This is a genomic window from Pararobbsia alpina (assembly GCF_965118125.1).
In the GTDB taxonomy this organism is placed as follows: Bacteria; Pseudomonadota; Gammaproteobacteria; order Burkholderiales; family Burkholderiaceae; genus Pararobbsia; species Pararobbsia alpina_A.
In genome coordinates, this window is sequence record NZ_OZ221288.1 from 896,881 (window position 1) to 921,372 (window position 24,492).

At 62.9% G+C, this 24,492-nt stretch carries 19 protein-coding genes; 7 read left to right on the top strand and 12 right to left on the bottom strand.

The features are described from left to right. Positions 1 to 7: 7 nt before the first annotated feature. The 8 genes from ACMFWR_RS22285 to pobA all read right to left on the bottom strand — a co-directional run bounded on the left by ACMFWR_RS22285 (position 8) and on the right by pobA (position 13,721). Complete coding sequence (locus tag ACMFWR_RS22285) at positions 8 to 577, bottom strand: penicillin-binding protein activator LpoB (RefSeq protein WP_413196864.1); 570 nt, start codon at positions 575 to 577, stop codon at positions 8 to 10. A gap of 61 nt (positions 578 to 638) precedes the next feature. Continuing rightward, positions 639 to 5,033 (bottom strand): tetratricopeptide repeat protein, encoded by a 4,395-nt coding sequence (locus ACMFWR_RS22290; RefSeq protein WP_413196865.1) that lies wholly within the window; start codon positions 5,031 to 5,033, stop codon positions 639 to 641. Next, positions 5,023 to 7,830, bottom strand: coding sequence for a sugar ABC transporter (locus ACMFWR_RS22295; RefSeq protein ID WP_413196866.1), 2,808 nt, complete (start codon positions 7,828 to 7,830; stop codon positions 5,023 to 5,025). Before ACMFWR_RS22295 ends, ACMFWR_RS22290 begins: the two co-directional genes overlap by 11 nt. A gap of 791 nt (positions 7,831 to 8,621) precedes the next feature. Beyond that, complete coding sequence (locus ACMFWR_RS22300) at positions 8,622 to 9,503, bottom strand: endo alpha-1,4 polygalactosaminidase (protein WP_413196867.1); 882 nt, start codon at positions 9,501 to 9,503, stop codon at positions 8,622 to 8,624. 207 nt (positions 9,504 to 9,710) lie between these two features. Beyond that, positions 9,711 to 10,118: a 4-carboxymuconolactone decarboxylase gene (gene pcaC, locus ACMFWR_RS22305; RefSeq protein WP_413196868.1), complete on the bottom strand. Its 408-nt coding sequence runs from the start codon at positions 10,116 to 10,118 to the stop codon at positions 9,711 to 9,713. Continuing rightward, the gene (pcaD, locus tag ACMFWR_RS22310; RefSeq protein WP_413196869.1) at positions 10,118 to 10,906 is read right to left on the bottom strand and encodes a 3-oxoadipate enol-lactonase; all 789 of its coding nucleotides are present in this window, start codon (positions 10,904 to 10,906) and stop codon (positions 10,118 to 10,120) included. The genes pcaC and pcaD overlap by 1 nt, the downstream gene beginning before the upstream one ends. A 13-nt stretch (positions 10,907 to 10,919) precedes the next feature. Then, on the bottom strand, positions 10,920 to 12,296 hold the full coding sequence (locus tag ACMFWR_RS22315; protein ID WP_413196870.1) for a 3-carboxy-cis,cis-muconate cycloisomerase: 1,377 nt from the start codon (positions 12,294 to 12,296) through the stop codon (positions 10,920 to 10,922). A 219-nt stretch (positions 12,297 to 12,515) separates the two neighbouring features. Then, positions 12,516 to 13,721 carry a 4-hydroxybenzoate 3-monooxygenase gene (gene pobA / locus ACMFWR_RS22320; RefSeq protein ID WP_413196871.1) on the bottom strand — a complete coding sequence of 402 codons (1,206 nt, stop codon included), beginning with the start codon at positions 13,719 to 13,721 and terminating at the stop codon, positions 12,516 to 12,518. A gap of 147 nt (positions 13,722 to 13,868) precedes the next feature. Here pobA and ACMFWR_RS22325 point away from each other — a divergent pair, with 147 nt between their 5' ends. After that, complete coding sequence (locus tag ACMFWR_RS22325) at positions 13,869 to 14,792, top strand: LysR family transcriptional regulator (RefSeq protein ID WP_413196872.1); 924 nt, start codon at positions 13,869 to 13,871, stop codon at positions 14,790 to 14,792. A 160-nt stretch (positions 14,793 to 14,952) separates the two neighbouring features. Here the strand turns inward: ACMFWR_RS22325 and ACMFWR_RS22330 are convergent, their stop codons facing one another. Further along, positions 14,953 to 15,507: a hypothetical protein gene (locus tag ACMFWR_RS22330; RefSeq protein ID WP_413196873.1), complete on the bottom strand. Its 555-nt coding sequence runs from the start codon at positions 15,505 to 15,507 to the stop codon at positions 14,953 to 14,955. Continuing rightward, positions 15,504 to 16,058 (bottom strand): hypothetical protein, encoded by a 555-nt coding sequence (locus ACMFWR_RS22335; protein ID WP_413197321.1) that lies wholly within the window; start codon positions 16,056 to 16,058, stop codon positions 15,504 to 15,506. The genes ACMFWR_RS22330 and ACMFWR_RS22335 overlap by 4 nt, the downstream gene beginning before the upstream one ends. Positions 16,059 to 16,357: 299 nt before the next feature. Here ACMFWR_RS22335 and ACMFWR_RS22340 point away from each other — a divergent pair, with 299 nt between their 5' ends. The 4 genes from ACMFWR_RS22340 (at position 16,358) to ACMFWR_RS22355 (ending at position 17,630) form a co-directional block, all read left to right on the top strand. Next, the gene (locus ACMFWR_RS22340) at positions 16,358 to 16,561 is read left to right on the top strand and encodes a hypothetical protein (protein WP_413196874.1); all 204 of its coding nucleotides are present in this window, start codon (positions 16,358 to 16,360) and stop codon (positions 16,559 to 16,561) included. A gap of 107 nt (positions 16,562 to 16,668) precedes the next feature. Next, a complete protein-coding gene (locus ACMFWR_RS22345) occupies positions 16,669 to 16,950 on the top strand; it encodes a hypothetical protein (protein WP_413196875.1) in 282 nt (93 codons plus the stop codon). A gap of 51 nt (positions 16,951 to 17,001) precedes the next feature. Next, positions 17,002 to 17,208 carry a hypothetical protein gene (locus ACMFWR_RS22350; RefSeq protein ID WP_413196876.1) on the top strand — a complete coding sequence of 69 codons (207 nt, stop codon included), beginning with the start codon at positions 17,002 to 17,004 and terminating at the stop codon, positions 17,206 to 17,208. 185 nt (positions 17,209 to 17,393) lie between these two features. Then, positions 17,394 to 17,630, top strand: a complete 237-nt coding sequence (locus ACMFWR_RS22355; RefSeq protein WP_413196877.1) for a DUF1272 domain-containing protein — start codon at positions 17,394 to 17,396, stop codon at positions 17,628 to 17,630. 63 nt (positions 17,631 to 17,693) lie between these two features. Here the strand turns inward: ACMFWR_RS22355 and ACMFWR_RS22360 are convergent, their stop codons facing one another. After that, complete coding sequence (locus tag ACMFWR_RS22360; protein WP_413196878.1) at positions 17,694 to 18,584, bottom strand: LysR family transcriptional regulator; 891 nt, start codon at positions 18,582 to 18,584, stop codon at positions 17,694 to 17,696. 383 nt (positions 18,585 to 18,967) lie between these two features. On the opposite strand from ACMFWR_RS22360, the gene ACMFWR_RS22365 reads away from it, so the two are divergent. Then, the gene (locus tag ACMFWR_RS22365; protein ID WP_413196879.1) at positions 18,968 to 19,720 is read left to right on the top strand and encodes an SDR family oxidoreductase; all 753 of its coding nucleotides are present in this window, start codon (positions 18,968 to 18,970) and stop codon (positions 19,718 to 19,720) included. 33 nt (positions 19,721 to 19,753) lie between these two features. Beyond that, complete coding sequence (locus ACMFWR_RS22370) at positions 19,754 to 20,656, top strand: SDR family oxidoreductase (protein WP_413196880.1); 903 nt, start codon at positions 19,754 to 19,756, stop codon at positions 20,654 to 20,656. Positions 20,657 to 20,960: 304 nt separating this feature from the next. On the opposite strand, the gene ACMFWR_RS22375 is transcribed toward ACMFWR_RS22370, so the two are convergent. Continuing rightward, positions 20,961 to 23,810 (bottom strand): hypothetical protein, encoded by a 2,850-nt coding sequence (locus ACMFWR_RS22375; protein WP_413196881.1) that lies wholly within the window; start codon positions 23,808 to 23,810, stop codon positions 20,961 to 20,963. Between the last annotated feature and the right edge of the window lie 682 nt (positions 23,811 to 24,492).

Consider the following 24,492-nt stretch of genomic DNA (forward strand, 5'->3'; position numbering starts at 1 on the left):
GATTTCCTTACTGAGTGACAGGTGCGATCAGCGAAGCAATCAGCTTCTGACCGACAGACGACAGCGACGAACGGCTCCAGCCCGTACGGCTGCCCGTTGCGCTCCAGACCACGGCGCCGCTCTGGACGTCGATGACCTGCAGCGTCACGCCGGCGGCGGGTTCACCATCGACACCCACCTTATAGCGCCATTCTTCGACGGCGCCGCTGACGGCGTACTTCACGTTTTCCTTGCGTGCCCAGTCGAGTGCGCGGTCGATCGACGCGCGATCGGTCGGCTCGACGAGCGTTTCGCGGCTCAGGTTGGCCGGGTAGCGCTTGACTTGCGTGAAGCCCGAGCTCGTGAGCAGGCTTTGCGTGATCGCTTCAGCCGCCATGCCGGCCTGCGGCGTTTCCGTGTAGTTGACGATCGGCAGCACGGCCCACGATTCGGTGCGCGAGAGTTGCGGCGCAGCGCTCGTGTTGATCGTGGCGCAGCCTGCGAACGTGGCGGCGACGGCAAGGCCGGCGATCCACGTTGCGACGCCACGCATCCAGTTGGCGCGTGCGGCGCCGCCAAACAGCTTGATCCCTTGCATGATGTATCCCCTGATTCCTGGCTAACTTGAATTGAAAACGGTTAGTCGGCGCGCGCGCCGCTCAGAACAACCACTGATACCGCACGCCAAACGAGTTGGTATCTGTTCCCTGGTGCGAAACGGATTCGTGCTGGAAGTACACTGCGGCGTGATCGTTGCCGAACACACTGCCTGCGAACCCGGCCAGCACCTCCGGGCCCCAGCCGAAATTGCTGTCGTGGATCAGCCCCACATCGAGGAACGGACGCCACGCACGCGTATAGCGATCGAGCAAGTCGGTGCCGAAGCCCGCCGCCAGACCGTATTGCGAATAACTTTGAGGGATGAACGTACTCGCCGTCGGTACGTCACCGATCGGAATCAGCCGTTGCAGGAACGGTACGTTGATCGGATACGCACTGTAGTTGCCGTGCGTGCCGACGATACGAATCGTCCAGTCCGGGTATTCGGTCCGGATCCGGTAGCCGATTTCGCCGTCCATCAGCGCTCCGCTGCCGATGCGATCGCGTTCCTGCGTATAGAACCGGTCGCCTTCGAATGCGCCGCGCACATAGACGCTCGACACCACGTCCCATTCCACTTCGCCGCGCAGCATGTCCTTCATGCCGCCGACCTGAATTTCCTGCGATTCGTCGGCAAACTGGTTGCGCCCGATCGTGAACGTCGAGCGCAACGCGGTGCCGCGACCAAACTCGGCGGTCAGTCGTTCCGTGTTGAACTCCGTCATCGCCGTGCGATGGCCGAACACGAGCGAGATGTCTTCGGTCGTCGTCTGATAGTGGCCCGTGAACTCGTAGCGGCGATCACGCGACGGAATGTCCGCGAGAATCAGCTTGTTGCTCGACCACTGATTGAGCTGAATGCCCTCCAACGCAACGGACCAGTGATCGGTCAGCGCAAGCTCGCCGCCGAGCTTGGTCTCGTAGTAGTCGAGCGGGCTTTCCGACATCGAGCGGAAACCGAAATTGATCGACTGGTTCCGTTCGGTTGCGAGGTTGCTCAGACGCTCGTGAATGTCTTCGTTGGCGGGTGCCCCACCGAGGCCATAGAACGCAAGCTCTTCAGCTTCACCAGGACGGTCGGCCATTTCATACGCGTCGATCCGGTTGTCGATCGTCGCGCGGCTCGCGCCCTTCGAATCGAGAATCCGGTTGATCGTCTTGACGTCGTGCTCCGACAACGCGACCGACAACTCGGCGTCGACCGGGCGCGTCAGGCGATTCGCATACTCGCGTGCGAGCCACGCCTTGGCCATTTCATTGGACTCGGCCGACAGGGCCCACGCCACCGTCACTTCGACGGCTGCGCTCGAAATCAGGCGTTGCTGTTGAGCGACCGCTGCCGGTGCGCCGGCCGCCTTGGCGTCCGCGTAAGCGCGGTCTGCCGCGGCGTTCGCTGACGCCGACGAGGTGCCGATCGCGCCTGCCGCGGCATGGCCGCCCGGGGCGATCTTGCCTTTGCCGCTGGTATCGCCCGCCGTGTCGTCGTCCGCATCCTGCTGGGTCGGCGCATCCGCTGTCGCAACTCCGCCCGCAGCGGCCGCGACCGGTACACGCGCCACGTTCGCTTCGGCCACCGGCGGCAGCTTGCCCACGTTGCCGAGCACGCTGGCCTGCATCTGCGACGTATCGCCCTGATCGCCATCGGCACGCAGCATCTCGATCAACACGCGCTTGGACGTGTCGCCGTTTTCGAACAGCTGGCTCAGCGCCGCACGGCGCTGACGGATTTCGTCACGACGTTCGATGTCGTCGTTCGACAGCGACACCGACAAGCGTCCGCGGCGCGGCAGACCATTGCCGAGCGGCATCGCATCGGGGTCGGCCGGCAGCATCGTCGTCCAGACATGGCGGCGCAACGACCAGGCAAGATCGTCATGCCCCGCCGCTTCTTCGCAATCGGCGAGTGCAAGCACCCACAGGGGATCGCCCTTCGATGCAGCCGCTTCGCGTCGGAAATACTGAAGCGCGTCGTTCGGCTTGTTCAGGCGAACCAGGCCGGCTGCGTACGGACCCCACAGCGCGGCGACGTCATTCGAGCGATCGCGCCAGCGTAACAGCGCCAGGTGCAGTTCGTCGTCGGTACCGAAGTCGACCACCGTCCACAAATACGCTGCCTGCACATCCGACGATGCAGCGGGCAAACTCGACGCCCGGCGCAGGTCGCGCAGCGCCGCATCGGGCTGGTTGGTCTGGCGCTCGTACTCAGCCACCATCGACAGCGAGTCGGGCGAGTTGTCGATGATCGCGCGTTCCTTCGGCGTCAACGACGCGAGCAGCGTCTTGATGCGCGGCCACGCGCGCGCCTGCACGTAGTAGTAGACCGTATCGGTCAACGCGCGCGGCGTACCCGTATTGCGGTACTGAAGCTCGGCGATCCGGCCCGCGTCGAGCGGGTGACCGTCGTAGAAGTAACTCATTTCGCCGAGGTCTTCGTCGGTCGCGTGACCGCCGGCGAGCAGCTTTCCATACGCGAGATGCGCGCCGTCCTCATCCTCGAGCAAACGCGCGATCTGACCGTACGTGCGCCAGAAGTCGTCGTTCGCGGGCTTGGCAACCGGCGCGGCGACCTTGAGCGCGCCGTACGCACCTTCATAGTCGCGATGCGCGTAGTACAGGCTCGCCAGATGCAGCGAGTCTTCGGCGTTCGGGCCGGTCGTCTGCACGAGCTGTTTGTATGTCGCTTCCGCGAGATCGTCGTTGCCCGAGCGTTCGGCAAGCGCGGCATAGCGGCGCAGCACGGCGATGCGCACCGGGCCGACTGCGCGGCGCTTGAGGAACGCCAGCGCTTCATCGGGCTCACCGAGACGTTCGTAGGCGTCGACGACTGCGTCGATGCGCTTGAGGTCACCCGGGTTCAGATCGCTCTGCTTGAGCAGCGCGAGCACATAAGCTTCGTCGTCATTCAGCGCAGGCGCGATTCGCAGGACTTCGGCCCATGCATCCGATGCATTGGTCAGCTTTGCCACCGCAAGCCAGGCCTGCAACGCGATCATCGGCTCGTTGCTCCACTCCGCCGATTGCGCGAGCTTGCGCTGCCAGTCCGCCGATGAAGGGTCTGCCGTCACGCGCCGTTGCGCGAGCGCCATCGCGCCATGCACATCGTTGCCTTCGAGGAAGGACTTGTACGCCAGTTCGTCGTACTGCTCGCGGTCCTGCGCGCTCATGGCGGGACGTGCCGATGAAGCAGCCGTGCTCGATGTATCGGCCTTCGTGGACGCGGCGTTCGCAGAGGCCGCAGTTGCCGAATCTGCCGAGCTCGCATGCCCTGCTGTGCCGACCGCCGGCGTGCTTGCCGCATTCACCGCATTCACCGCACTCGCCGTGTCGGCGACCCGCACGAAATGGCCATCGCTGTGCGTATTGCGCTGCATCGCGGCGAAGCCATCTGCGTAGTACCAGTCGCCGTAGTCGCCCGGATGCGCGACCACCGTATGCCAGCGCGGCGAATGTCCATGGTCGGCGACGCGGCGTACGCCCCTGCGCGATGCGGCCATGCGCACTTCGGCGAGGCGTTGCTTGCCTTCAGTGTCGCCGTTCTCATCGCCCTGACGGCGATCGATCGCGCTGGTCAGGTCAGACAACGCCTTCGCGTAGTGGCGAATCATGTCCGGCCGGTTCGCGGCGCGCGCGAGGTTCAGCATCGCTGCGATCGTCTGCGGATCCCGGCTGAGCCGGCCCAGATGCTTGTCGCCGTCGGCGAGCGCCTGATCGAGCAGGCCGCCAGCCTGGTACGCGGCGAGCGCCGCCATGAAGTACTTGCGCTGCGTATCGAGATCGGCCGAGGCGGACTGCGCCGAGAAGTAGGCTTGTGCCGCGACGTCATACGCTTGCGAGCCGAGCGCGAGCTGCGCGATATGCATCTGCGAATCGAGGCTCGTGTCGTGATCGACGGTCGCAAGTTGCTGATAGAACGCGAGCGCGGCGCGATTCGCGCCTGCCGCTGTCGAACGCTGTGCGAGCACACGCAGCTCGCCTGCGCGCCACTTGAATGTCGCAGCCTCGTCGAACGCGGCACGCAGGCGGTCCATCGCCGCCGGTCGCGCCGGATTGTCTTCCAGCATGCCGTAAGCGCGCGCCTCCTCGACACCCGCCTGCACGAGCACGGCCGAGCGGACCAGTTCGGCGTCACCCGAGCGCGCCATGCGCTGCGCAAGCCGTTCCGCATCATCGAAACGGCCCACGCGCAGATACTGCGCGGCCAGCACACCGATAAAGTCGTGGTCGTCCGGCGCGACACGCAGCCAGGCTTCGAGGTACGCCACCGACAGCGCATTGGGCTTATCGCTTTCGAGCAGCCGCTGCTGAAGCGTATTGCGCGGATAGGCGGCCGCGAGCACGCCCACCACGGCGAGCGCCAGCAGCATGAGCAGCCACGGCGACAGCACGCGTGCGCGCACGCGCACAATGGCGCGATCACTCTCCGGCACGGTGGCCTGGCTGGCGTCAGGAGCCACAGTTGACCTCGACTTGGTGATAGTGGATGTCCTGACCGGCCGCGGCCGGGAGGTCCAGATGCACGTCCTGCGTGCCTGCGCGGCGCGCGACAGCCTTGCCATCGAGCGTGACGCGGCATGCCTGCGCGTTCGCGAGATCGAGGTTCGGCTGGTAATAGCCGCCCGCTTCGAAGCTCAGCGAATGCGCGCCGCGCGAGAATTTGCGGAGGTAGGCGCTGGCCGACTTCACATACGGCTGCGTGGCCGATGCGGCATCCGCCTGCTGCGCGATATCGAAGCTCGCCGACGAACCGGCGACGTGGATATACGTGCCGTCAGGCGCGGCCGTGTAGCCCGCCACATTCTGCGAATGAGCGAGGTCGGGCGTCGTCGCCGTCGGGAAACGCAGCTCGCGCAATTCGCCGTTGCCGCGCACGAGCCAGCCGTGATCGCCATCGCGTGCGACGGCATAGTCGCGCCAGTCGAGGACCTTGCGCGCATATTCGCTCGTATAGATCGGAAACACGGACTGCTTGAGCACGCCTTCATAGATCTGTTCGAGCGCGCGCAGCGACGCGATCTTCGTGCCGCTGTACATGTGGAAGTACAGATCGATCGGCTTGAAGCGGCGCGGCTCGTCGGTCATCGCGAACGTTTCGAGCACGCGCGTGAAGCCGTAGAACGGGCCTTGCCAGTCGTCCGTATAGACGTTCTCGTCCTGATTCGGCGCGTAGACCTGGTAGGCGCCCGGGCCCTTGTCGACACCGATCGGCGCGATATTCGTCCAGCTGTCGGCCGTCTTCGTGATGACGGTGTCACCGCCGTTGATGTTGAGCGCACCGGCTTCGTACGTGCGGCGCACGGCGATGCCCGGCGGTTCGCAATTGCCCGACCATTGAAGGATCTTGACCTTCTTGCCCGGAGGCGCGAGACGCTTGTTGATATAGCTGATCGAGCCCGAGATCTCACGATCGAGGTCGAACGTATAGCCCGGGATGTTCAGCGAGAAGGCCGCATCACCGCCGCCTTCGTCGATGTTGTGCTTCACGCGCTGGCCCGACTCCTGGACGTCTTCCCATTCGAACGGGTGCGAATACGTGTGCGTGCCGATCTCGACGTTCGGCAGTGCAAACATCTGCCGCGCGATCTCTTCGAGGCGCGGCGACAGCTTCGGATACAGCCCGGCCGGCCCCACCTCGCCTTCGATAACCGACAGCGTCGTCGGCACGCGGTACTTGCTGAACAGGCGGTCATACAGCGCCTGTCCCGAGAAATCCGGGCCCGGAAATTCGCAACGCGACGCGAAGCCGTCGCCGTCGACGTGGACCATAAAGAAGCGGCGGCCGTTTTCCGTCGTCGTGTCCGGCATCGGCATCGGCTCGAGTGCCAGCGCGCGACGCAGGAAATCGATCGGCTGAATCGCCCAGCGTTCCTGCCCGATCGTATTGAGCGAAGCGATCGTGTACGGCGACAGTGCATAGCCGCCCCACGGCGTGATCGCGACCGGGTCGTAAACGAAGTCACCGGCTTTGAGGCGCAGCAGCGGCGTGCCGTTGTCGCCGACTTCGATGCCGTCGGCATCGCGCGCGTCGGGTGCTGGCATCACCTCGAAGCCGATGCCCGGGTCCTTGCTGACGATCGTGATCGGGCCGCGCGGGCGGCCGTCGCGCAGCGTCAGGCCGAGCGCCGCGCCCGTATCGGCATCCATCTGGAAGCCGAAATCGCTGAAGAACACGACCTTCACGTTGTCGCCGATCCGCGCGCGAATCCACTGACGCCATGCTTCGACGTCCGCGATCGGTGTCTGGTCGACCCAGACCACGACGCCCGCATAGCGGTCGGGCGTCACGTGGTCGGGCAAGGGCTTGCCGATATCGGCGTAGTCGACGGTATAGCCGAGATAGTTGAGCGGCGTGGCGACATCGCGCACGCCGGGGCTTTCGTCAAGCGGCTGCGTGCCGTCACGATCCTGCACGAGCAGAATGCGGCGCGGCATCACTTCAATGCGCCCGACACCGATCGTGTCGAACGACGGATCGGTCACGTAAGGCGTGACGCCGGCATCCGCCCCGGCGATTCGCGCGGCGCGCGCGGTGTCGCGCGCGCAAGCGCGATCGGTGGCCGCACAGAAGTCGATCGAGACAACCGGTACATGAAACGTGTCGTGGATGCGACGCGCATCGGCGAGCGTTGCCGCGCGTTGAGCGTCCGGCACCGCCACGACCGCTTTGCGCGCCGGATCAAACGTGCGGATGACCGAACCCGTCACGTAGGCGTACAGATGCGGATGGCTTTGCTGAAGCAGCGACGCGCCGCCGTATTGGATCAGGCGGGCGTTCGGGAAGCGTTGTTCAACAGTGTCGATCAGCGTCGCGACATTGTGTGCGCGGGTTGCGCGCACTTCGTCATTCGGCGCGCCGGCGAGCAACGCGTCGATGCCGTCAAATGCAAAACCCGCATAACCTTGCGCGGCCAGCGGTGCGATCGTCTGCTCGACAAAGGCACCCGAGAGGTTGGCGCTATCGGCGTCGGCATGCGCGAGGTCGACACGCGCGACCCACGTCGTATGCGCAAGCGGGTAATCGTCAGGATGGAAACCGGTCGACGGCGCGACAACGACAGCGTCGTAGGCCTGAAGCATCGGCACGACGACATCCGTCGGTTTGCTGTAGAAGAACGCGATATTGGGGGCGCCGTCATGGCCCAGGGCGGCTGCGGAATCCGGCGCCGCGCCCGATGCGTTCACGCCATCGGCCTTGGCGAACGCGAGTGCCACCGCATGTTGTGCATCGGGTGCGGCTTGCGCGACGCGTGGCATCGACACAACGCCTATCGCAGCCACGACAGCGGCCAGCGTGGCAACGGTGAGCCCACGTGCGACGGCAGCACCCGGGCGAACGCTCGCACGCGCACTACGGTCCTGCGTCTGATCATCACAACGGACAACCAGCCCCCGAATCAATCCCCGCTTCAAACCAAGCATAAATTCGCACGACCGTTTAATTATTGTTTCGGACGCCCATTGCCGTCCGTCCCCGTTGTCGCTTGCGCGACGCGGCAAACCCCGCGTTAACGTGTTTATCAGGGAGTGCCGACTTGTCGCGGTGCACGAAAAACGGTGTGCGCCGCGAGCGGGTTTGTCGTTGCGAATCGGATAAGAGCAATACTGCGCTATGCGTAAAGCGTCACTTGTCAAACGAAACAAGAAACCGCCTGTCGCTAAAGAACGCGACCATCCCGACTCAAGCCTTGAAAGCTTTGTTGACTTAAGACCCGCGCCAGCTGGCGCTCTTGGGACAATCGAACCGAATCTTTTGAAAGGATCAAACCCGGCAGCGATTGTGTTTTAACTTTTCCTGGAGCGCAACGAATTTTTGGATGAACGTTTGGTACACAACGTAAATGAGTGGCTATTTGTGCGTTGGCGCACATTCTTTTTGCATACCGCCGATAAATCGCTGATTTTATAGGCGGAAAATTTTGCCACTGATTTTGTCGGTCAAATGCTTTTCACGTTTCAGTTTTGAAACATAATCGCCAGCCCCGATTTTGTTCCTACAGAGTCTTTGGACGAGTGTGTAGGAACAAATGCGCCCTGCGGAGACGGGCTCAGCGGCCGTGCGCGCCCGAACCCACCGATTGCAGGCCGCCGTCACCAATGTAGGGAATCAGGCCCAGGCCCCGAATTTTCGCAATCGCATCCGCCGCGCACGCCCGGTCGGCGGAGTCGCAGTAATCGATGGAAATCACCGGTAAGGCATATCGGTCGCGAACGATCTTCGCTTGGGCAAGCAGCCAGTCACGATCGGCCGCTGACACATCGACGTAACGCTGGTTTTTCTGATCCCAGCCGTGAAACAGCGATTCAAACGCCACGGCATCGACGATATCGTGCACCTCGGGTAACAGTTCGAAGCCCCGGTTAAGGATCAGGTACGCACCGGGAAAGCGGGTGTGAATGGCGCGGATGACCGCCACGAGCCCGGCCTGTTGCGCTGCGCGGGCGGCGTCGGTCGTCGCGACGAGCTGGTACGAGTCGAGCGTATCGAGAAAGAAGCCTCGATACCCCGCGCGCCAGAGCGGCGCGATCATCGTGTTCACGACAAACTCGGGCCAACCCTTACTCGTCTGGTCGACGATCGACGATTGCCAGACATCGTTCGCGCCGTGCAGCCAGGCGGCGGGCATCGCCTTGAAGTAGGCACGCGAAGCGTGGACTTCGCCGATGCTGACATAGGCATACCAGACCGTCGCGGCATGGGCCGAGCCGTCCGCGTCGGCGGCAGCCTGCGCGGACGGTGCCGGCGGCACGAACCCGTGATCGGGTTCGACGACGGCCGCATCGTATTGGGAGAGTTCGGCCACTGGCGGGTTCGGGCCGTAGTAGAAGGCGATCGACCGCAGCGGCGCGGCGGTGTCCGCAGGGGTATCGGCGTCCGCCGGACCCGGGCGCAGACAAGCAAACCCGGCCGACAACAAACAGACCAGCATGCGCAACACTCGACCCATCACGACCCATCCCCGTCGCGGCGCGCGAGGCGCGGCCGCAAAACGCACGCTTTGTTGGAAGAGCGCGCATTATGCAGCACCGCGGTGACGCTTGAGGTCGTGCCCCGTGTCAGTGGGCCGCGCTCGCAGGACGTGCCGAGCCATCGGACGGTCCGGCGACGACGGCCGTCTTCAACATGAAAGCCTTATCTATGTCGACGCGCCAGGCGCTGCATCAGCCGCATCCATCTCGGCAAACACCTTCTGTGCGAGGTGAAACGCCGAATTGGCTGCCGGTACGCCGGCATAGATCGCTGTCTGCAGCAGGACTTCCTTGATCTCGTCGCGCGACACGCCGTTGTTCCGCGCGGCGCGCAGATGCAGCGCGAGCTCTTCGGTGCGGTTCAGCGCGACCATCATCGCGATCGTAATCAGGCTGCGCGTGTGGCGCGGCAACCCCGGGCGCGTCCAGATCTCGCCCCACGCATACCGCGTGATGAGGTTTTGAAACTCCTCGTTGAGCGGCGTCAGGTTGGCGAGCGACCGGTCGACGTGCGCGCTGCCGAGTACCGCGCGCCGGACGTCGAGCCCTGCGTCATAGCGTTCGTCTTCAGTCATCACGCCTCCGCCAGGAAATCGAGCACCGTCTTGTTGAACGCCTCGGGCAACTCGATGTTCGAGATATGCGACGCGTCGAACTCGACATAGCGCGCGCCGGCGATCGACGCTGCGAGTTCCTTGCCCTGCTCCGGCGTCGCAGCGACATCGTGCGTGCCGGCGATGACCAGCGCACGCGCACGGATGTTATGCGTTTCGCCGCGCAGATCGGCGATACGCAGCGCGTCGCAGTTCGACGCATACCCCTCGTTGTCGGTATGCACGAACACATCGCGGATCTGGCCATACATCAGCGGCTCGCGTTCGACGAAGGCCTGTGTGAACCAGCGCGGCAGCACGGCGTCGGCGAGCGCCGCCATACCGCCATTGCGGGCCTTGTCAGCACGCGGTCCCCAGACCTCGTCCGAGCCGATCTTCGCGGCCGTGTTCGACAGCACGATGCGGTCGAAGCGATCCGGATAGCGTGCCGCGAGCGTGACACCCGTCAGGCCGCCCATCGAAATGCCGCAGAAATGCGTGCGCGCGATCGACAGCGCGTCGAGCAGACCGAGCACGTCGCCGGTCAGCTGTTCGATCGTGTAGCTGCCCTTGGGCGCATCGGAATGGCCGTGGCCGCGCGTGTCATAGCGCAACACGCGATAGCGCGAGGCAAAGTCCGCAAGCTGCGGCGTCCACATCGAGACATCCGCGCCCAGCGAATTCGAAAACACGATCCACGGGGCATCGGTGTTATGGGCTCCGTCGATCCGGTAGTGGATCTGAACGCCCTTGACGCTGACATACGGCATAAGTGAGCTCTCTTTACGGCTGGAAGGCTTCATGAAGGGCCAGCGCAGCATCGACCAGCGCATGGGCCTGGCCGACATAGTGCGCCGGATCGAGAAGGTGTTCGAGCTGCGTCGCGTCGAGATGACGCGTCACGTCGGGCGTCGCCGAGAGCACGTCGAGCAAGGTGCGGCCTTCGGCAATCGCGCGCTTCGAGCATTGCTCGACGAGATGATGCGCGTCGAGGCGTCCGATCGCGTCACCGAGTGCGAGCATCACGGCTTCGCCAAGAATCAGGCCGTGCGTGATGTCGAGATTGGCGGCGAGTCGGCCCGTGTTGACTTCAAGTCCGCCGACCATGTCACGGATCTGCACGAGGGCACCGCCCGTCAGACGCGCAAGATCGGGCAGTGCTTCCCATTCGGCCTGCCATCCGCCGAGCGCGCGTTCATGTTCCTGAACCATGCCTGCAAACACGGTGGCAACGAGCCCGGGGGCGCGCGTGGCCGCCGTCAATACCGCTGCACAACCCACGGGGTTGCGCTTGTGCGGCATCGTCGACGAACCGCCCTTGCCTGCCCCGGCCGGTTCTGCCAATTCGCCGATTTCGGTCTGCATCTGCAGCGAGATATCGCGCGCGATCTTGCCGAGTGTGCCGGTCAGCATGCCGAGGAATCCCGCTGTCTCCGCGATGCGATCGCGTTGGGTATGCCAGGGCAATGCCGGCACGGCGAGGTCGAGGTCGCGTGCGAGTGAAGCCGCGACTGCGGGCGCGGCATCGCGCAAGCTGGCAAGCGTGCCGGCCGCCCCACCGAACTGAATCACCAACACGCGTTCGCGTAACGCACGCAGACGTTCACGGTGACGTGTGAGTGCATCGAGCCATTGCGCAAACTTCAGACCGAGCGTGATCGGCAGCGCTTGTTGAAGCCACGTGCGTCCGATCATCGGCGTTTCGCGGTGCGCCCGGGCCTGCATCGACAACGCATCGCACGTCAGACGCAGATCGATCTCGAGCTGCGTGAAGGTCGCATGCAGCTGAAGCACCAGACCTGTATCGATGATGTCCTGGCTCGTCGCGCCCCAATGCACGTATTTCGCCGCTTCCGTGTCCACCTTGCGAACATTTGCAGTCAGCAGTTTGACAAGCGGGATCGCGAGGTTGCCGCCCGACGCGGCACCTGTCATCAGGGCATGCGCATCGATCTGGCTGGCGTCGCAGGCCGCGACAATCGCAGGCACGGCATCATGAGGAATGACGCCGTGTTCGGCAGACGCACGCGCAAGTGCCGCTTCGACGTCGAGCATGCGCTGCACCGTGGCTTGAGGCGACCAGACCGCATTCATCGACGCGGTGCCGCAGATCAGGTCGGTCAGTCGACCCGTTGCTTCGAACTTCGAATCGGCGCTCAAGGAATCGCGACTCCCATTGATGTCATGTTCCGGAGACGCACTATACGCAGAAGTGTCGCGCAGCTCAGCGTAGATCATTGCTTCGCTGCATGCCCACAAACTCGCCGCCTGAGGGCGAGTTCATAACGCTCACGTGAACGTCGTCGGCGACGATGCGTATCGATGACAACGCGTGCGGTCTGCGAACATTGACGCCGACATTTACCGGCTTATGCCGACTCAGGCCGCTTTGCCAAGCACACGTGGTTCGGGTGCGAACGGCAAACCGACATAGTTCTCCGCAAGCGCACGCGCAGCTGCCTCCGATGAAGACACGTACTTTAACTCGGACATCTTCAAACGGTTAACAAAAGGCGTGTCGTCAAACGAAGGATGCAGCATGTTCGTCATGAAGTACGAGAAATGCTCGGCGCGCCACACGCGTTCGAGGCAATCCGCCGAATAGCGATCGAGCAGATCGTCGCGGCTCTCGTTATAGCGCGCTGCCAGTGCCCTGGACAGCATGCGCACATCTGCGACGGCGAGGTTCATACCCTTCGCGCCGGTTGGCGGCACGATATGCGCGGCATCGCCCGCCAGGAACAGACGACCGTATTGCATCGGCTCCGTCACGAAGCTGCGCATCGGCGTCACGCTCTTCTGCGTGATCTTGCCGCGCGTCGGCTTCCAGCCCACATCGTTTTCGAAGCGCGTCTCGAGTTCGTTCCAGATGCGGTCGTCGGACCACGCGTCGAGATTCTCATCGGGCTGGCATTGCAGATACAGTCGCGTGACCGTCGGTGAGCGCATGCTGAACAACGCAAAGCCGCGTTCGTGATGCGCATACACAAGTTCGTCGCACGACGGCGCCGCGTCGGCGAGGATGCCAAGCCATGCATACGGGTACACCCGCTCGTACGTACGCAGCACGTCAGCCGGGATCGCCTGACGCGAGATGCCATGGAACCCGTCGCAGCCCGCGACATAGTCGCATTCGATCGTGTGCTCGACACCGTCGTGCGTATATCGAACGCTCGGATGATCGGTCTTCACATCGTGCAGCGACACGTCCGTGACGTCGAAGTAAAGCTTGTGATGATGCGTATCGGCTGCAGCAATCAGGTCACGCACGACTTCGTGCTGGCCGTAGACCGTGATCGCACGGCCACCCGTGAGCTTGCTCATGTCGATCCGGTGACGGCGACGGTCGAACAGCAGCTCGATGCCGTGGTGCACGAGTCCTTCGTTGCGCATGCGTTCGCCGAGCCCGGCTTCATTGAGCGTGTCGACAGTACCTTGCTCGAGCACGCCCGCACGCACGCGGTTTTCGCAGTACTCGCGCGAACGCATTTCGACGACGACGCAGTCGATACCTTGAATTCGCAGCAAATGAGAAAGCAGCAGTCCGGCCGGACCGGCCCCGACGATGGCGACCTGAGTACGCATGGTGTTGTCTCCTGAACCCGTGATGACGAGATGCGCTGTTGTCGCGCTTATTCGTTGGATGCAGTCGATTCTCCATGGAATCCGCACTATTCGGAACAGCGATTTTAGAGATAAGCTCTATTCGCTAAAGCGATAGTGAGCGCGACCATGGAACACCTGGACCTGAACCTGATTCCCTATCTTGTTGCGATGGACGAGAAGCGCAGCGTGAGCCGGGCGGCGCGGCTGCTTGGCGTGAGCCAGCCGCGTGTGAGTTCGGCGCTCGGCCGGCTGCGCGAGTACTTCAACGACCCGTTATTTGTACGCACCGCGCGCGGCATGCAGCCCACACCGAGGGCCGAGGCGCTGGTGCCCGCTGCGCGCGAGGCACTCGAGCGGATTCAGAAAGGGATGGTCGAGACGCAGCAATTCGATCCGGCCACGACGAGCGATATGTTTTCGATCGCGCTGTCCGATGTCGGGGAGATTGTGTTTTTGCCGCGGTTGCTGCGCGCGTTTGCGGAACTCGCGCCGGGTGCGCGGCTGCGTTCAGTCTCGTTGCCGCCGTCCGACATCGAGCGAGGGATCGAAGCGGGTGATGTGGATCTTGCCGTCGGTTATTTCCCCGACCTCGGCGGCAATAACTTCTTTCAGAAGCGGCTTTTTACGCACCGGTTTATTTGCCTCATGCGCAGCGATCACCCGCTGAGATCGCAAAAGCTGACACTCGAACGCTTTATGCGTTGCGGCCATGCGGTCGTACGCGCGGAAGGACGCAGTCAGGAAGTGCTCGAAAACTATCTCGAACGCAAACGGATCCGGCGGCGCGCGGTGCTCGAGACATCGCACTTCATGAGTCTGCCTTTTATTCTGGCGAAGACCGATCTGATCGCGACGGTGCCTCATGCGATCGGTTACGCCTACGTGGCTGAGCACGCATCGATCGCGCTCGCCGAACCCCCGTTCGAGTTACCGCGCTTCGACCTCAAGCAGCACTGGCATCGCAAGTTCAACAACGACCCGCGTGTAACGTGGCTGCGCGGGCTCGTGTCGAGCTTGTTCAACGATGAAGAAGATGAGTGGCCGAAATAGGCGGGCACACCGACGTGAGACGACAGCCCCCAGTCCCGTCAGGCGGCGCTGGCACGAGCCGGGAATCACGCTAGCTCTACATCTCGCGAGTCACCGGCTTACGCCATGGATGCCGATTCCCGGCGACGCTTCGTTACGCTGTGCGTGCGCACTGGATTCTTTATTGCAGATTGCCCCAGCGCGACACCGCCGGTTCCGCTGAGGCCCATCGCCATCCGTCCTGCTGTTTGCAGGCCGAGGCGATAAACCAGTCTTCCTTCGAGTCCGGCTTGTCGCCGTCGACCACGGAGAACGCGAATTCACGGCACGTCACGAGCGCCGTGTTGAATTCGCGCAGCACGCGAACTTCGCCGTGCCCGTTTTCGACGGGCAAAGTATGTTTGACGCGCCAGGGCTGGGTGTCGCCGACCGGCTCCGTGCTTGCCGCGACGACGATGGCGTTTTGCTGATCGGCATGGAGCGACTTCATTTCGCGCGCGACCACTTCATCCGTGGCCGCCTGCACGGCGATACCCACGCCGATGCCGATCGCAGGGTTCGTGGTCACCACGCCCGTTGCGACGCCTGCCGCCGCACCTGCCGCTGCGCCGATCGATGCACAACCGCTGACGAGCGCGGCACTCGAAGCGATGGCGAGCGCCAGCATCAGGCGCATCGACACGACCCGTCGCGCCACGCGCGAGCGTCGTCGTCCGGTCGTCACGAGCGCCGTCATTGCAGCGCGCCCCAGCGTGCTGTCGCGGGTTCGGCCGCGGCCCATTTCCATTTGTCGCCATCGCGGCAGACCGACGCCACGTAGAACGCGCTCTGAGCTGGGTGGTCCTTCGTCGCGTCCTGATCGACGGAGAACACAATCTCCTTGCATTCGAGCTTGCCCGTGCTGATCACGCGGCTCACGGTCACACGGCCCTTCTCGTCAGGCTCGAGCGGGAATGAATGTACGGAGTCATAGTTCCCGATGCCGCCGACGGCCAGCGGACCCGCGGCTGCGGCAATCGTCTCTTGCGTGTGGGTATGCACGACGCGCTCGGAGTACTGCACGCCTGCCTTCGCGGCAGCCACCGCGCCGAGACCAATACCCGTCGCCACCGCGGCGTTGCTCGTCACCCCACCGGCAACCGCCGCGCCCACGATACCCGCACCTGCGGTTGCGCTTTCACCATAAAGCGAGCTGCAACCCGTAAGGCTGGCGCAAGCCAGCGCGCCCACAACAAGCGCAGCAAGTGCCACGGCGTTCGAATGGCGCCGCTCAATCATCCTGGACATCATGTCTTCCTTCGTTTCCCCCGACCGCCCGCGATTCTGAAGCAAGTACTTCAGGGGTGAGCCATGAAATTTTGAAAGAAATTGAAAAATGAGAGGACAACTAGAGAAATTCTTGAATAGCGATGCAGGCGAAGTAGCAAATCTTGTGCTTCGTCGAGAGTTCTGGACATGCCGCCTCAGATCGCTCTGAAAGACCGTCAATAGGTCTTCGCTCAACGATCGAAATCTGAAAGCCAGACTTTCGCCCGATATCTAAAGTCCTCTCAATATGTTTTCGAGGACGGCTTCAGGAGGTTTTTATGGCTTTGAACGAATCGAATGCACGCCGCAAACAACTCATCGCGATGAAGGAGAGGACCCTGCAAATGATCCTTCAACGTATCAACGAGGCCGCGGCGAGAGGGCGATTTGACGGAGTCGTAGTGGGTACCGCCGCCATCATTCCTGCCCGTGGATTCCACAACCGTGGCACAGACGCGACCGATCCTCGCCCTATTGACTGACAGTCGAGTCGGCACGAATTCAGGCATCAATGGCAATACCCCCAAGGCGAGGTCGATAGCATCAAGGCGCGTCGAGTTTTCGAGACATTGAATCGAAGGAGGCTTCCATGGCTATGAACGAATCGAGCGCGCTGCACAAGCAACTGCTCGCGATAGAGGAACGAGCTCTGCAAACGATTCTTCGCCGTGTACAGGAAGCGGCAGAGAGAGGGCAATTTGACGGGATCGTGGCCAAGAGCTTCGTCGTGACCATGGACAAGTTTCAGACAATGAGGCCCGACGGACAGTCGGCGACACGTTCAAACGTAAAGTGTGCGATCGAGAGCCTTGGCACGAAAATCGGCATCAATGGCACGCCCCGTGATTCTGAACCACCGTCGCGGAATTGAGCGTGCTGGTTCGCTGCGTCGCCCGCACATCCCTAGACGAAGGAGGCTTCCATGGCTTCGAACGAATTACACACACTCCACCCGCATCTCATTGCACTCGAACAACAGGTTCTGCGAACGATCCTTCGACGTATCAACGAAGCCGCGGCAAGAGGGCAATTTGATGGAATCGTCGTGAAAACCGCCGCCATTCGAATGAAGGACGACTTTAGCGACGAAATGGCCGATGTCGATTCGGTGTTGCGCGCAATGGGCTAGCTTCGAGATCTGACCCGGGTAGCTGCGTCCGGTCCGCTTCAAAACGGACTGACACGCGAGTTGGCACGAATATCGGGAACCTTGGCAATACTCCCTTGGGGTGGACGTTACGATCGAAGTGCGTCGAGTTCAAAAGGGTTGAACCCGTTGTACTTCGATTCGCATCCACCTTAGGGAGACCTCCGATGCTTGCCCTCAGACCCAACTGCGAATGCTGTAACAAGGACCTGCCGCCCAGTTCAGTTGAAGCAATGATCTGCACGTACGAATGTACGTTTTGTAGTACCTGCGTCGAAGAGGTCTTGCATGGCGTCTGCCCGAATTGCTCGGGCGAGTTCGTGCGTCGGCCGGTACGGCCGCCTGAGATGCTGCTCAAGCATCCTGCATCGACGGAGCGTGTTATCGCAGAGCATTGCCCCTGAACGCGGTAGGGTTCAGCTTGCGATCGAGTTCAGCTTGCGATGGAGTTCAGCTTGCGTTCGGGTTCAGCTTGCGTTCGCGAACAAGTCCTTGAGCCATTGCGCAAAGACTCGCACGCGTGAGGAGAGCTGACGGCTTTGGGGATACAGCACCGACACGGGCATCGGCGGCGGCGGGAAATCGTGGAGCACGATCCTGAGCGCACCGGTCGCCAGTTCGTTGGCGATCCGATACTTCGGGACTTGCACGAATCCCATGCCGGCGACCGCGGAACCGGTGTACACGTCGGCGCCCGTCACGGACACGATCGACGAAAGTGTGTATTCGACGACCTGACCGTCGACCGTAAACTCGAGCGGCAACGGACGCCCCGAAGCGCTGGACACGTAGTTGACCGCCCGGTGCGAAGCCAGGGCGTCGGGGGTATCCGGTTCGCCGAACTTGTCGAGATACGACGGACTCGCTACGGTCACCTGCTCGAGCGACGCCACGCGACGGCCAACCATCGACGAATCCTGTAGGGTACCTGCCCGAAGCACGCAGTCGATCCCCTCTCGCACGAGATCGACGAGACGATCGTCCTCGCCGATCAGCAATTCGATATCGGGATATTGGTCGACGAAATCGGGCAACGCCGGCACAACGAAGTGGCGAGCCAGCGTGCCCTGGAGGTTCACGCGCAGCAGCCCCTTCGGGGCGACGTTGCGAAACGCACCCTCCGCTTCCTCCATATCAGCCAGCAATCGCACGCAGCGCTGATAAAACGCTTCGCCGTCATGCGTGAGGCGTACCGCGCGCGTGGTGCGCTCGAGCAGGCGCGTGCCGATGCGCTCCTCCATCCGCTTGATCAGGTTCGTGACCGTCGCGCGCGGGATCTGCAGATCCTCCGAGGCCTGCGTAAAACTGCCCCGCTCGGCGATCCGCACGAACACCTGCATTTCCTGAAAACGATCCATCGTCTCGTCGCTCCGCCCTCTTCCTTCTGGGGCATCGTATTAGGGTCCGAGCCCTGATGCCGCTCTCACCGCCAAAGCCAGGGCAGCTACAGCCCGCGTGCCTGCTTGCCTGCCCGCCTGCCTGCTCGCCCGCCTACCCGCCTACCCGCCTACCCGCTTGCCTGCTGCCTGCTGCCTGCTGCCTGCCCGCCCGCCGCCCGCCGCCCGCCGCCTGCCCGCCTGCCCGCCTGCCCGCCTGCCCGCCTGCCCGCCTGCCCGCCTGCCCGCCGGATTCTATTGTTGAAGTAAATGGAGCGATCTTACCAAAACACAGGTAATGATCATTGAGTTCGAATGATCCACTATGCGTTCCATCGACACACCATTCCTGACGGAGGGAAATCATGAACGCAGTCACTCGCAATGCAGGTCAACAGGTCGCCATCGTCACGGGCGCTTCGCGCGGCATCGGCGCCTCGGTCGCTCGCAAGCTGGCCGAAGACGGTTTCGCCGTGGTCATCAATTACGCATCGAGCGCAACCGAAGCCGATGCGCTTGTCGCCGACATCACCGCACAAGGCGGCAAGGCGATCGCCGTAAAGGCCAACGTCGCCGACGCCGCGGAAGTTCGCGCGATGTTCGACGCGACCGAGCAGCAACTCGGCAAGGTCGACGTGATCGTGAACAACGCCGGCGTGCTCAAGACCGTGCCCCTCGCACAAGTCGACGACGCGCTCTACAACCAGACGTTCGACATCAACGTGCGCGGCACCTTCAACACGCTTCGCGAAGCGGCTGCGCGGATGAACAACGGCGGACGCATCGTCAACTTCTCGAGCACGACGCTCGCGCTGAATATGCCGGGCTATGCGATCTACAACGCGACGAAAGCGGCCGTCGAGTCGTTCACCCATGTGTTCGCCAAGGAGTTGCGTGGCCGGAATATCCGCGTCAACGCCGTCGCCCCGGGTCCGATCGCCACTGACCTCTTCCTTAACGGCAAGACCGAAGAGCAGATCCAGACCTTCGCCAACATGGCGCCGCTGCAACGCCTCGGTCAGCCCGACGATATCGCCACGGTCGTGTCGTTTCTGGCAAGCGAAGCATCGGGCTGGGTCAATGGCCAGGTCGTGCGTGCCAACGGCGGCATCGCCTGATCGGCCCGGTCCCTTTCTCTACGGAGCGTCATCATGAAATCAGTCATTCTGGTCACAGGCGCAGGTACGGGTATCGGCAAGCTCACCGCGCAGGCACTCGCCGAAGCCGGCCACATCGTCTACGCATCGATGCGCGACATCACGGGCCGCAATCGCGAACGCGCTGATGCAGTCCGTGCGCTTGCGGAGCGCGAAAGCATCGACCTGCGCCCCATTGAACTCGACGTGCTTTCGCAAGCGTCGGCCGACGCTGCCGCGGCGCAGATCGTGCAGGCGCACGGCCGAATCGATGTCGTCGTGCAGAACGCGGGGCATCTGGTCATCGGGCCGACCGAAGCGTTCGTGCCCGAAGAAATGATGAAGGTGTTCGACACCAACGTCTTCGGCGCACAACGCGTCAACCGCGCGGTGCTGCCGTATATGCGCAAGGCCGAATCGGGGCTCGTCGTGTGGATCAGCAGCACCACGACCAAGGGCGGCTTTCCTCCGTTCATGGGTCCGTACGGCGCAGCCAAGGCAGCGATGGATTCGCTCGCGGTCACGCTCGCGTATGAGCTGGTGCGCTTCGGTATCGAAACCTCGATTGTCGTTCCGGGGGCTTTCACGAGTGGCACGGATCACTTCCCGAACGCAGGCAAGCCCGCTGACACTACGACGGCAGCCGCCTACGCGCGCTATGACGGCGTGATGGACCAGGTCGGCGCGAAGCTCAATACGTTAATGCCGCCCGATGCGGACCCGATCGCCGTCGCCGAAGACGTTGTGCGGATCGTCGGCCTCGACAAAGGCACGCGCCCGATGCGCAGCGTGACCGACTTCATCAACGACGGCGCCGCGGAAGTGCTCGAAGTCTCGGAGCGCGTACGGATCGAGTTTGCGAAGCGGATCGGTCTGGGCGACCTGCTCGAGGTGAAGACGGAAGTCAGCAATCCATAAGCGGAAGCGCCGGCGACAGGGGCGACGAGCTGTCATACGTCGCCCTGTCGTCTTTGGCGATCTCAACGACGCATTCCGCCTGATCGCGCCGCAGGTACCCAGTGCCGTCGACGTGACCCAAGGCAAGCAGAGCGACGCGTTGGGACAAGTCACACCCTCGCATCGCCGCAAACGACAACCGGCGCACCGCGTCGTCATCAAGACGTATGCCATGCGCCGGTTGCCTTTTCAATGCCGGGGCTCGAATGGCCCCGGTCCCTCCCTGCTCTACCCTGCCTGACCCTGCATTCCTGGCCCTGCCTGATCAATGATGACGACCCGGGTGGGTCATCTTGTGCCACGCATTGCGCACAGCCTCTTTCATATGATTCCACTCCGACGGCGTGCGCGTCGCCCGGTGACGCGGGTCACGCGTGTCGACAAACGACTCGTCCGTCGGATACGCATCGTCCTGGGCGGAATAGCGCCGGTCGTCATCGTCGTAGGCATCGCCTAGCGGGGCACCGTCGTCGAGCGCCGTGCGTCGCGCGCCGAAACGATCTTCGAGCGGCGAGTGCAATCCAAGTTCGGCACTCATATCCTTCGTCATCGACGAAGGTGACGAGCGAACGGTTGGAGGCACATCTGCACGCTGAACGTCAGGGTACAGGTCGCCCCGCCCCTCGCCACTCATGGGTGCGTGCGAGGCGTGCGAGGCCCGCGCGGCAGCGGCGGCATTCGCGGCACGCATTTCGGCGCGCTCATCCATCGCCGCATAGTCCTGCAGCGTCTGGTCGCGCAGCGTCGCTTCGCGTCGAGCAAGCTCTGCCGCGCGCTCACGCGGGTCGCCGGCCGCGCTGTCGCGCCATTCCGGATGAGACCGCTGCTGTAAGCGTTCGCCGTAGTCGCTCAGCGTCGCTTCGCGGAGTGCTGCCTCGCGACGCGCAAGCTCATCAGCTCCCGTGGGCCGACGTCCCGGAGCAGGCCACGGACGACCCGCCATCGCGGCCGCGCTTCGGCCAGCGGCATCGTCGCCAAGCCGGTCTGCTTCAAGCTCATCCGGTCCGGGCGATGACATGTCGTCCCACGATGCGCGGCCTTGAGCCTCCCGGGTTTGAGCTTCCCGAGTTTGCGCTTCCCAATCGGCGGCCCAATCGCCCGAGGCGGGGTCCGGAGCGAACGAAGCATCTCTCACACCGGCTTCAACGCCACTCATCGCATCGTCGCTCGACATAAACGGATCCACTTCGCGTGCATCGTCGCAATCGCGAGCACGCAGTGAAGCACGCATCATGCGACGGTCACGCGCAGCCATCACGTCGTCGTTACGAGCTGCCGCGTGTTGCGACATGCCCGTCACCGTCGTGGAACCCGCCTGCATCGTGCGTTCGCCCGATTCATCTGCCATCGAGCTTTCGTGCGAAAAGCTATCGTCGCGCATGCGTGCTTCGCGCAGCGCCACCGGATCGTCGGCCCGTCTTGAGTACACACGCACGTTGCGGGCAATCTTCGTGGGCTCGTCGCGCTGGATCGGCTGCACGCGACCGCCGTTGCGCATGCGTGCAAAGCCGCAATCATCGAGGAAGACTTCGCAGCCCGATGCAAGCAAGTGCCGCGCTTCATCGCTCGACACGACCTCGTTACCCATATCGCCCTCATCGCTCATTGAACCGACGCCCTCCATCGACCTGTCCGACATCGCCATATGCGGGCGAACTGACTGAGGCGCCATGCGTTCGGATGACGGCATCGGAGGACGATCCAGGTCACGACTGCGGATAATCGGCGCATCGAGATCTTCGGCCGTGCCGTTACGCATATGTGACGGCGCCGAAGACATATCGGATGACTGCGCGCGCATCGCATCGCGCGATGAGGATGACTGCGAGGACGACTGCGGCTGCACACGTTCTTCACCAAAGCTGCCGGACGTCGGACCGTCGTGCATCATGTCACCCTGCATCGCCGGGCGCCGACTCGACTCTCCTGCCATGGAGCGAGTGGCCGCTTGGGTTTGCCGACCCTGCCATTGCGATTGCTGCATGGAGGCATGCTGCATGGATGTTTGCGGCGCCGACTCGACACGGTCGCGCACATCGGCCGGATAGGACGGCACGCGCGAGTCTGCCGACTGATCATGCATGGCTTGACCGCTCATGGACTGTCCGCGCATGGATTGCCCTCCCATGGCTTGCGTGCCCATGGCGCGGCGCTCGTAGCCTTCATGGCCCTCCAGCCAGGCATGATCGTCAGGTCCCTGATGCCAATCGGCCGGAGTGGACTTATCGCTCATGGTTTGCCCCTGCAGATATTCCGTCCTGACCGGACCGCGGCCTGCACCGCGCCCCTGCTCAGCACCGTAGTCGCCTTCGACTCCGAAGTCGCCCTGCAGCCGATCCCATGAAGCCATTCCGGCACCGGCCGGCGCGCGTGTCAGGTCTTCGTGATGCACGGGATCATGCATCGAGTCACGCGATGTGGCTGTGGCTGTGCGCCCCGCCCCCATCGCTGTGCGTGTGGCCGGCCAAGTTTCGCCGGTCGCGAAGTCAGTCCGCGATGCGCGATAGCCGGTCGCATCCGATGGATCCATGCTGGTCACGTTGCCGGGCATCGCCGCCGAACGGATGGGTTGCGTCTTGACACTCCCCGGCACGGGATCGAGCGATGCCTCTTCGGTCATCGCCGGCGTGTTCCATTGCGACACGCGCTCTTCGAGATCGTAGGCTCCCGCGCGAATCAGGATGTCGGATGCGAGCGTCTGCTCGACCTCATCTTCGACATCGATCGCCACGAGCGCGCCGCCGCGACGCAAGGCTTCTTCGTACCTCGACAATTCCTCGCGCTGCGACTCGGAACTGAACAAGCCCTTGAAGAACTCGGTGACGCGCTCAAGCGCGTTTTCGGGCGCGTGATCGCGCCGCTGCACGCGCATGACGCGATCAGTCGGCCGCAGGGGATCTGACGGATCAACCATGCCGGAACTCTCGAGCGATGCGGAGTCGTCGAGACCCCGAACGCTGCCGACGGGATACGCCATGCCCTCGTCGACGCCGCGTAGCGTGCCACCGGCACTGACGCGAACGGACGATTCGGGGAACTGAGCATCGAGCAATGCGGCCTGGGCGCGTCGAGCTTCCTCAGAAGTCTCGAATACACCTACGACAGTCTGTTTCATGTCTGCCTCCGAAACGGGTGCGTGTACCCAGCGCACGCAAGGGGTGTTCCCGCTTGCGGCAACCCGCGCCGCGCGTTCGACGCACGCGCTCGCAGATACCGCCACAGCAAAACTTCGCTGCGCCCCGACGACACACACAAGCCGGCACATGCGAATGGCCGCATGCCGCGCGCGCCGCGGATTTACATGACGCTTGAAACGACCGAGCGATTCAGAGTGTGGATTCGATTCATGGTGCGAGGACCCGCTCGTCCGCGTTGCATTGCACAACGCAGTGTCCCCTGATGATTGATGACTTCAGTATAGAAACTCGCCGGGGTGGGCGACAGTCGATCGATTGTGTCGACAATCCGCTTGCGCAAATCGCTCTCCCGGCGGATCGGACGCGTCGAATCGGCATCTTCTACGCGCGCGGGTTTGTACAAGGGGTGGACAACGCTGAAGAACCGCGCCAGTTGTGGCTTGCACGGGTTCCCGATGGAATTAGAGTAAATACTCTAAACATGCATAAGTATCTGTTTTGCATACATTTTGGGGTTATCCACACTTTCTGTGAGCAAAGCTGTGAATAAGTCGGTGAACGACTCCCCAATGCCTTGAAGCGACATGCTTTTTTTCCGCCGAAAGTCTCCGAGAGCAAAGTTTGCTCACGGGCACTAGAGGGTTTACTCAACGCCCTAAA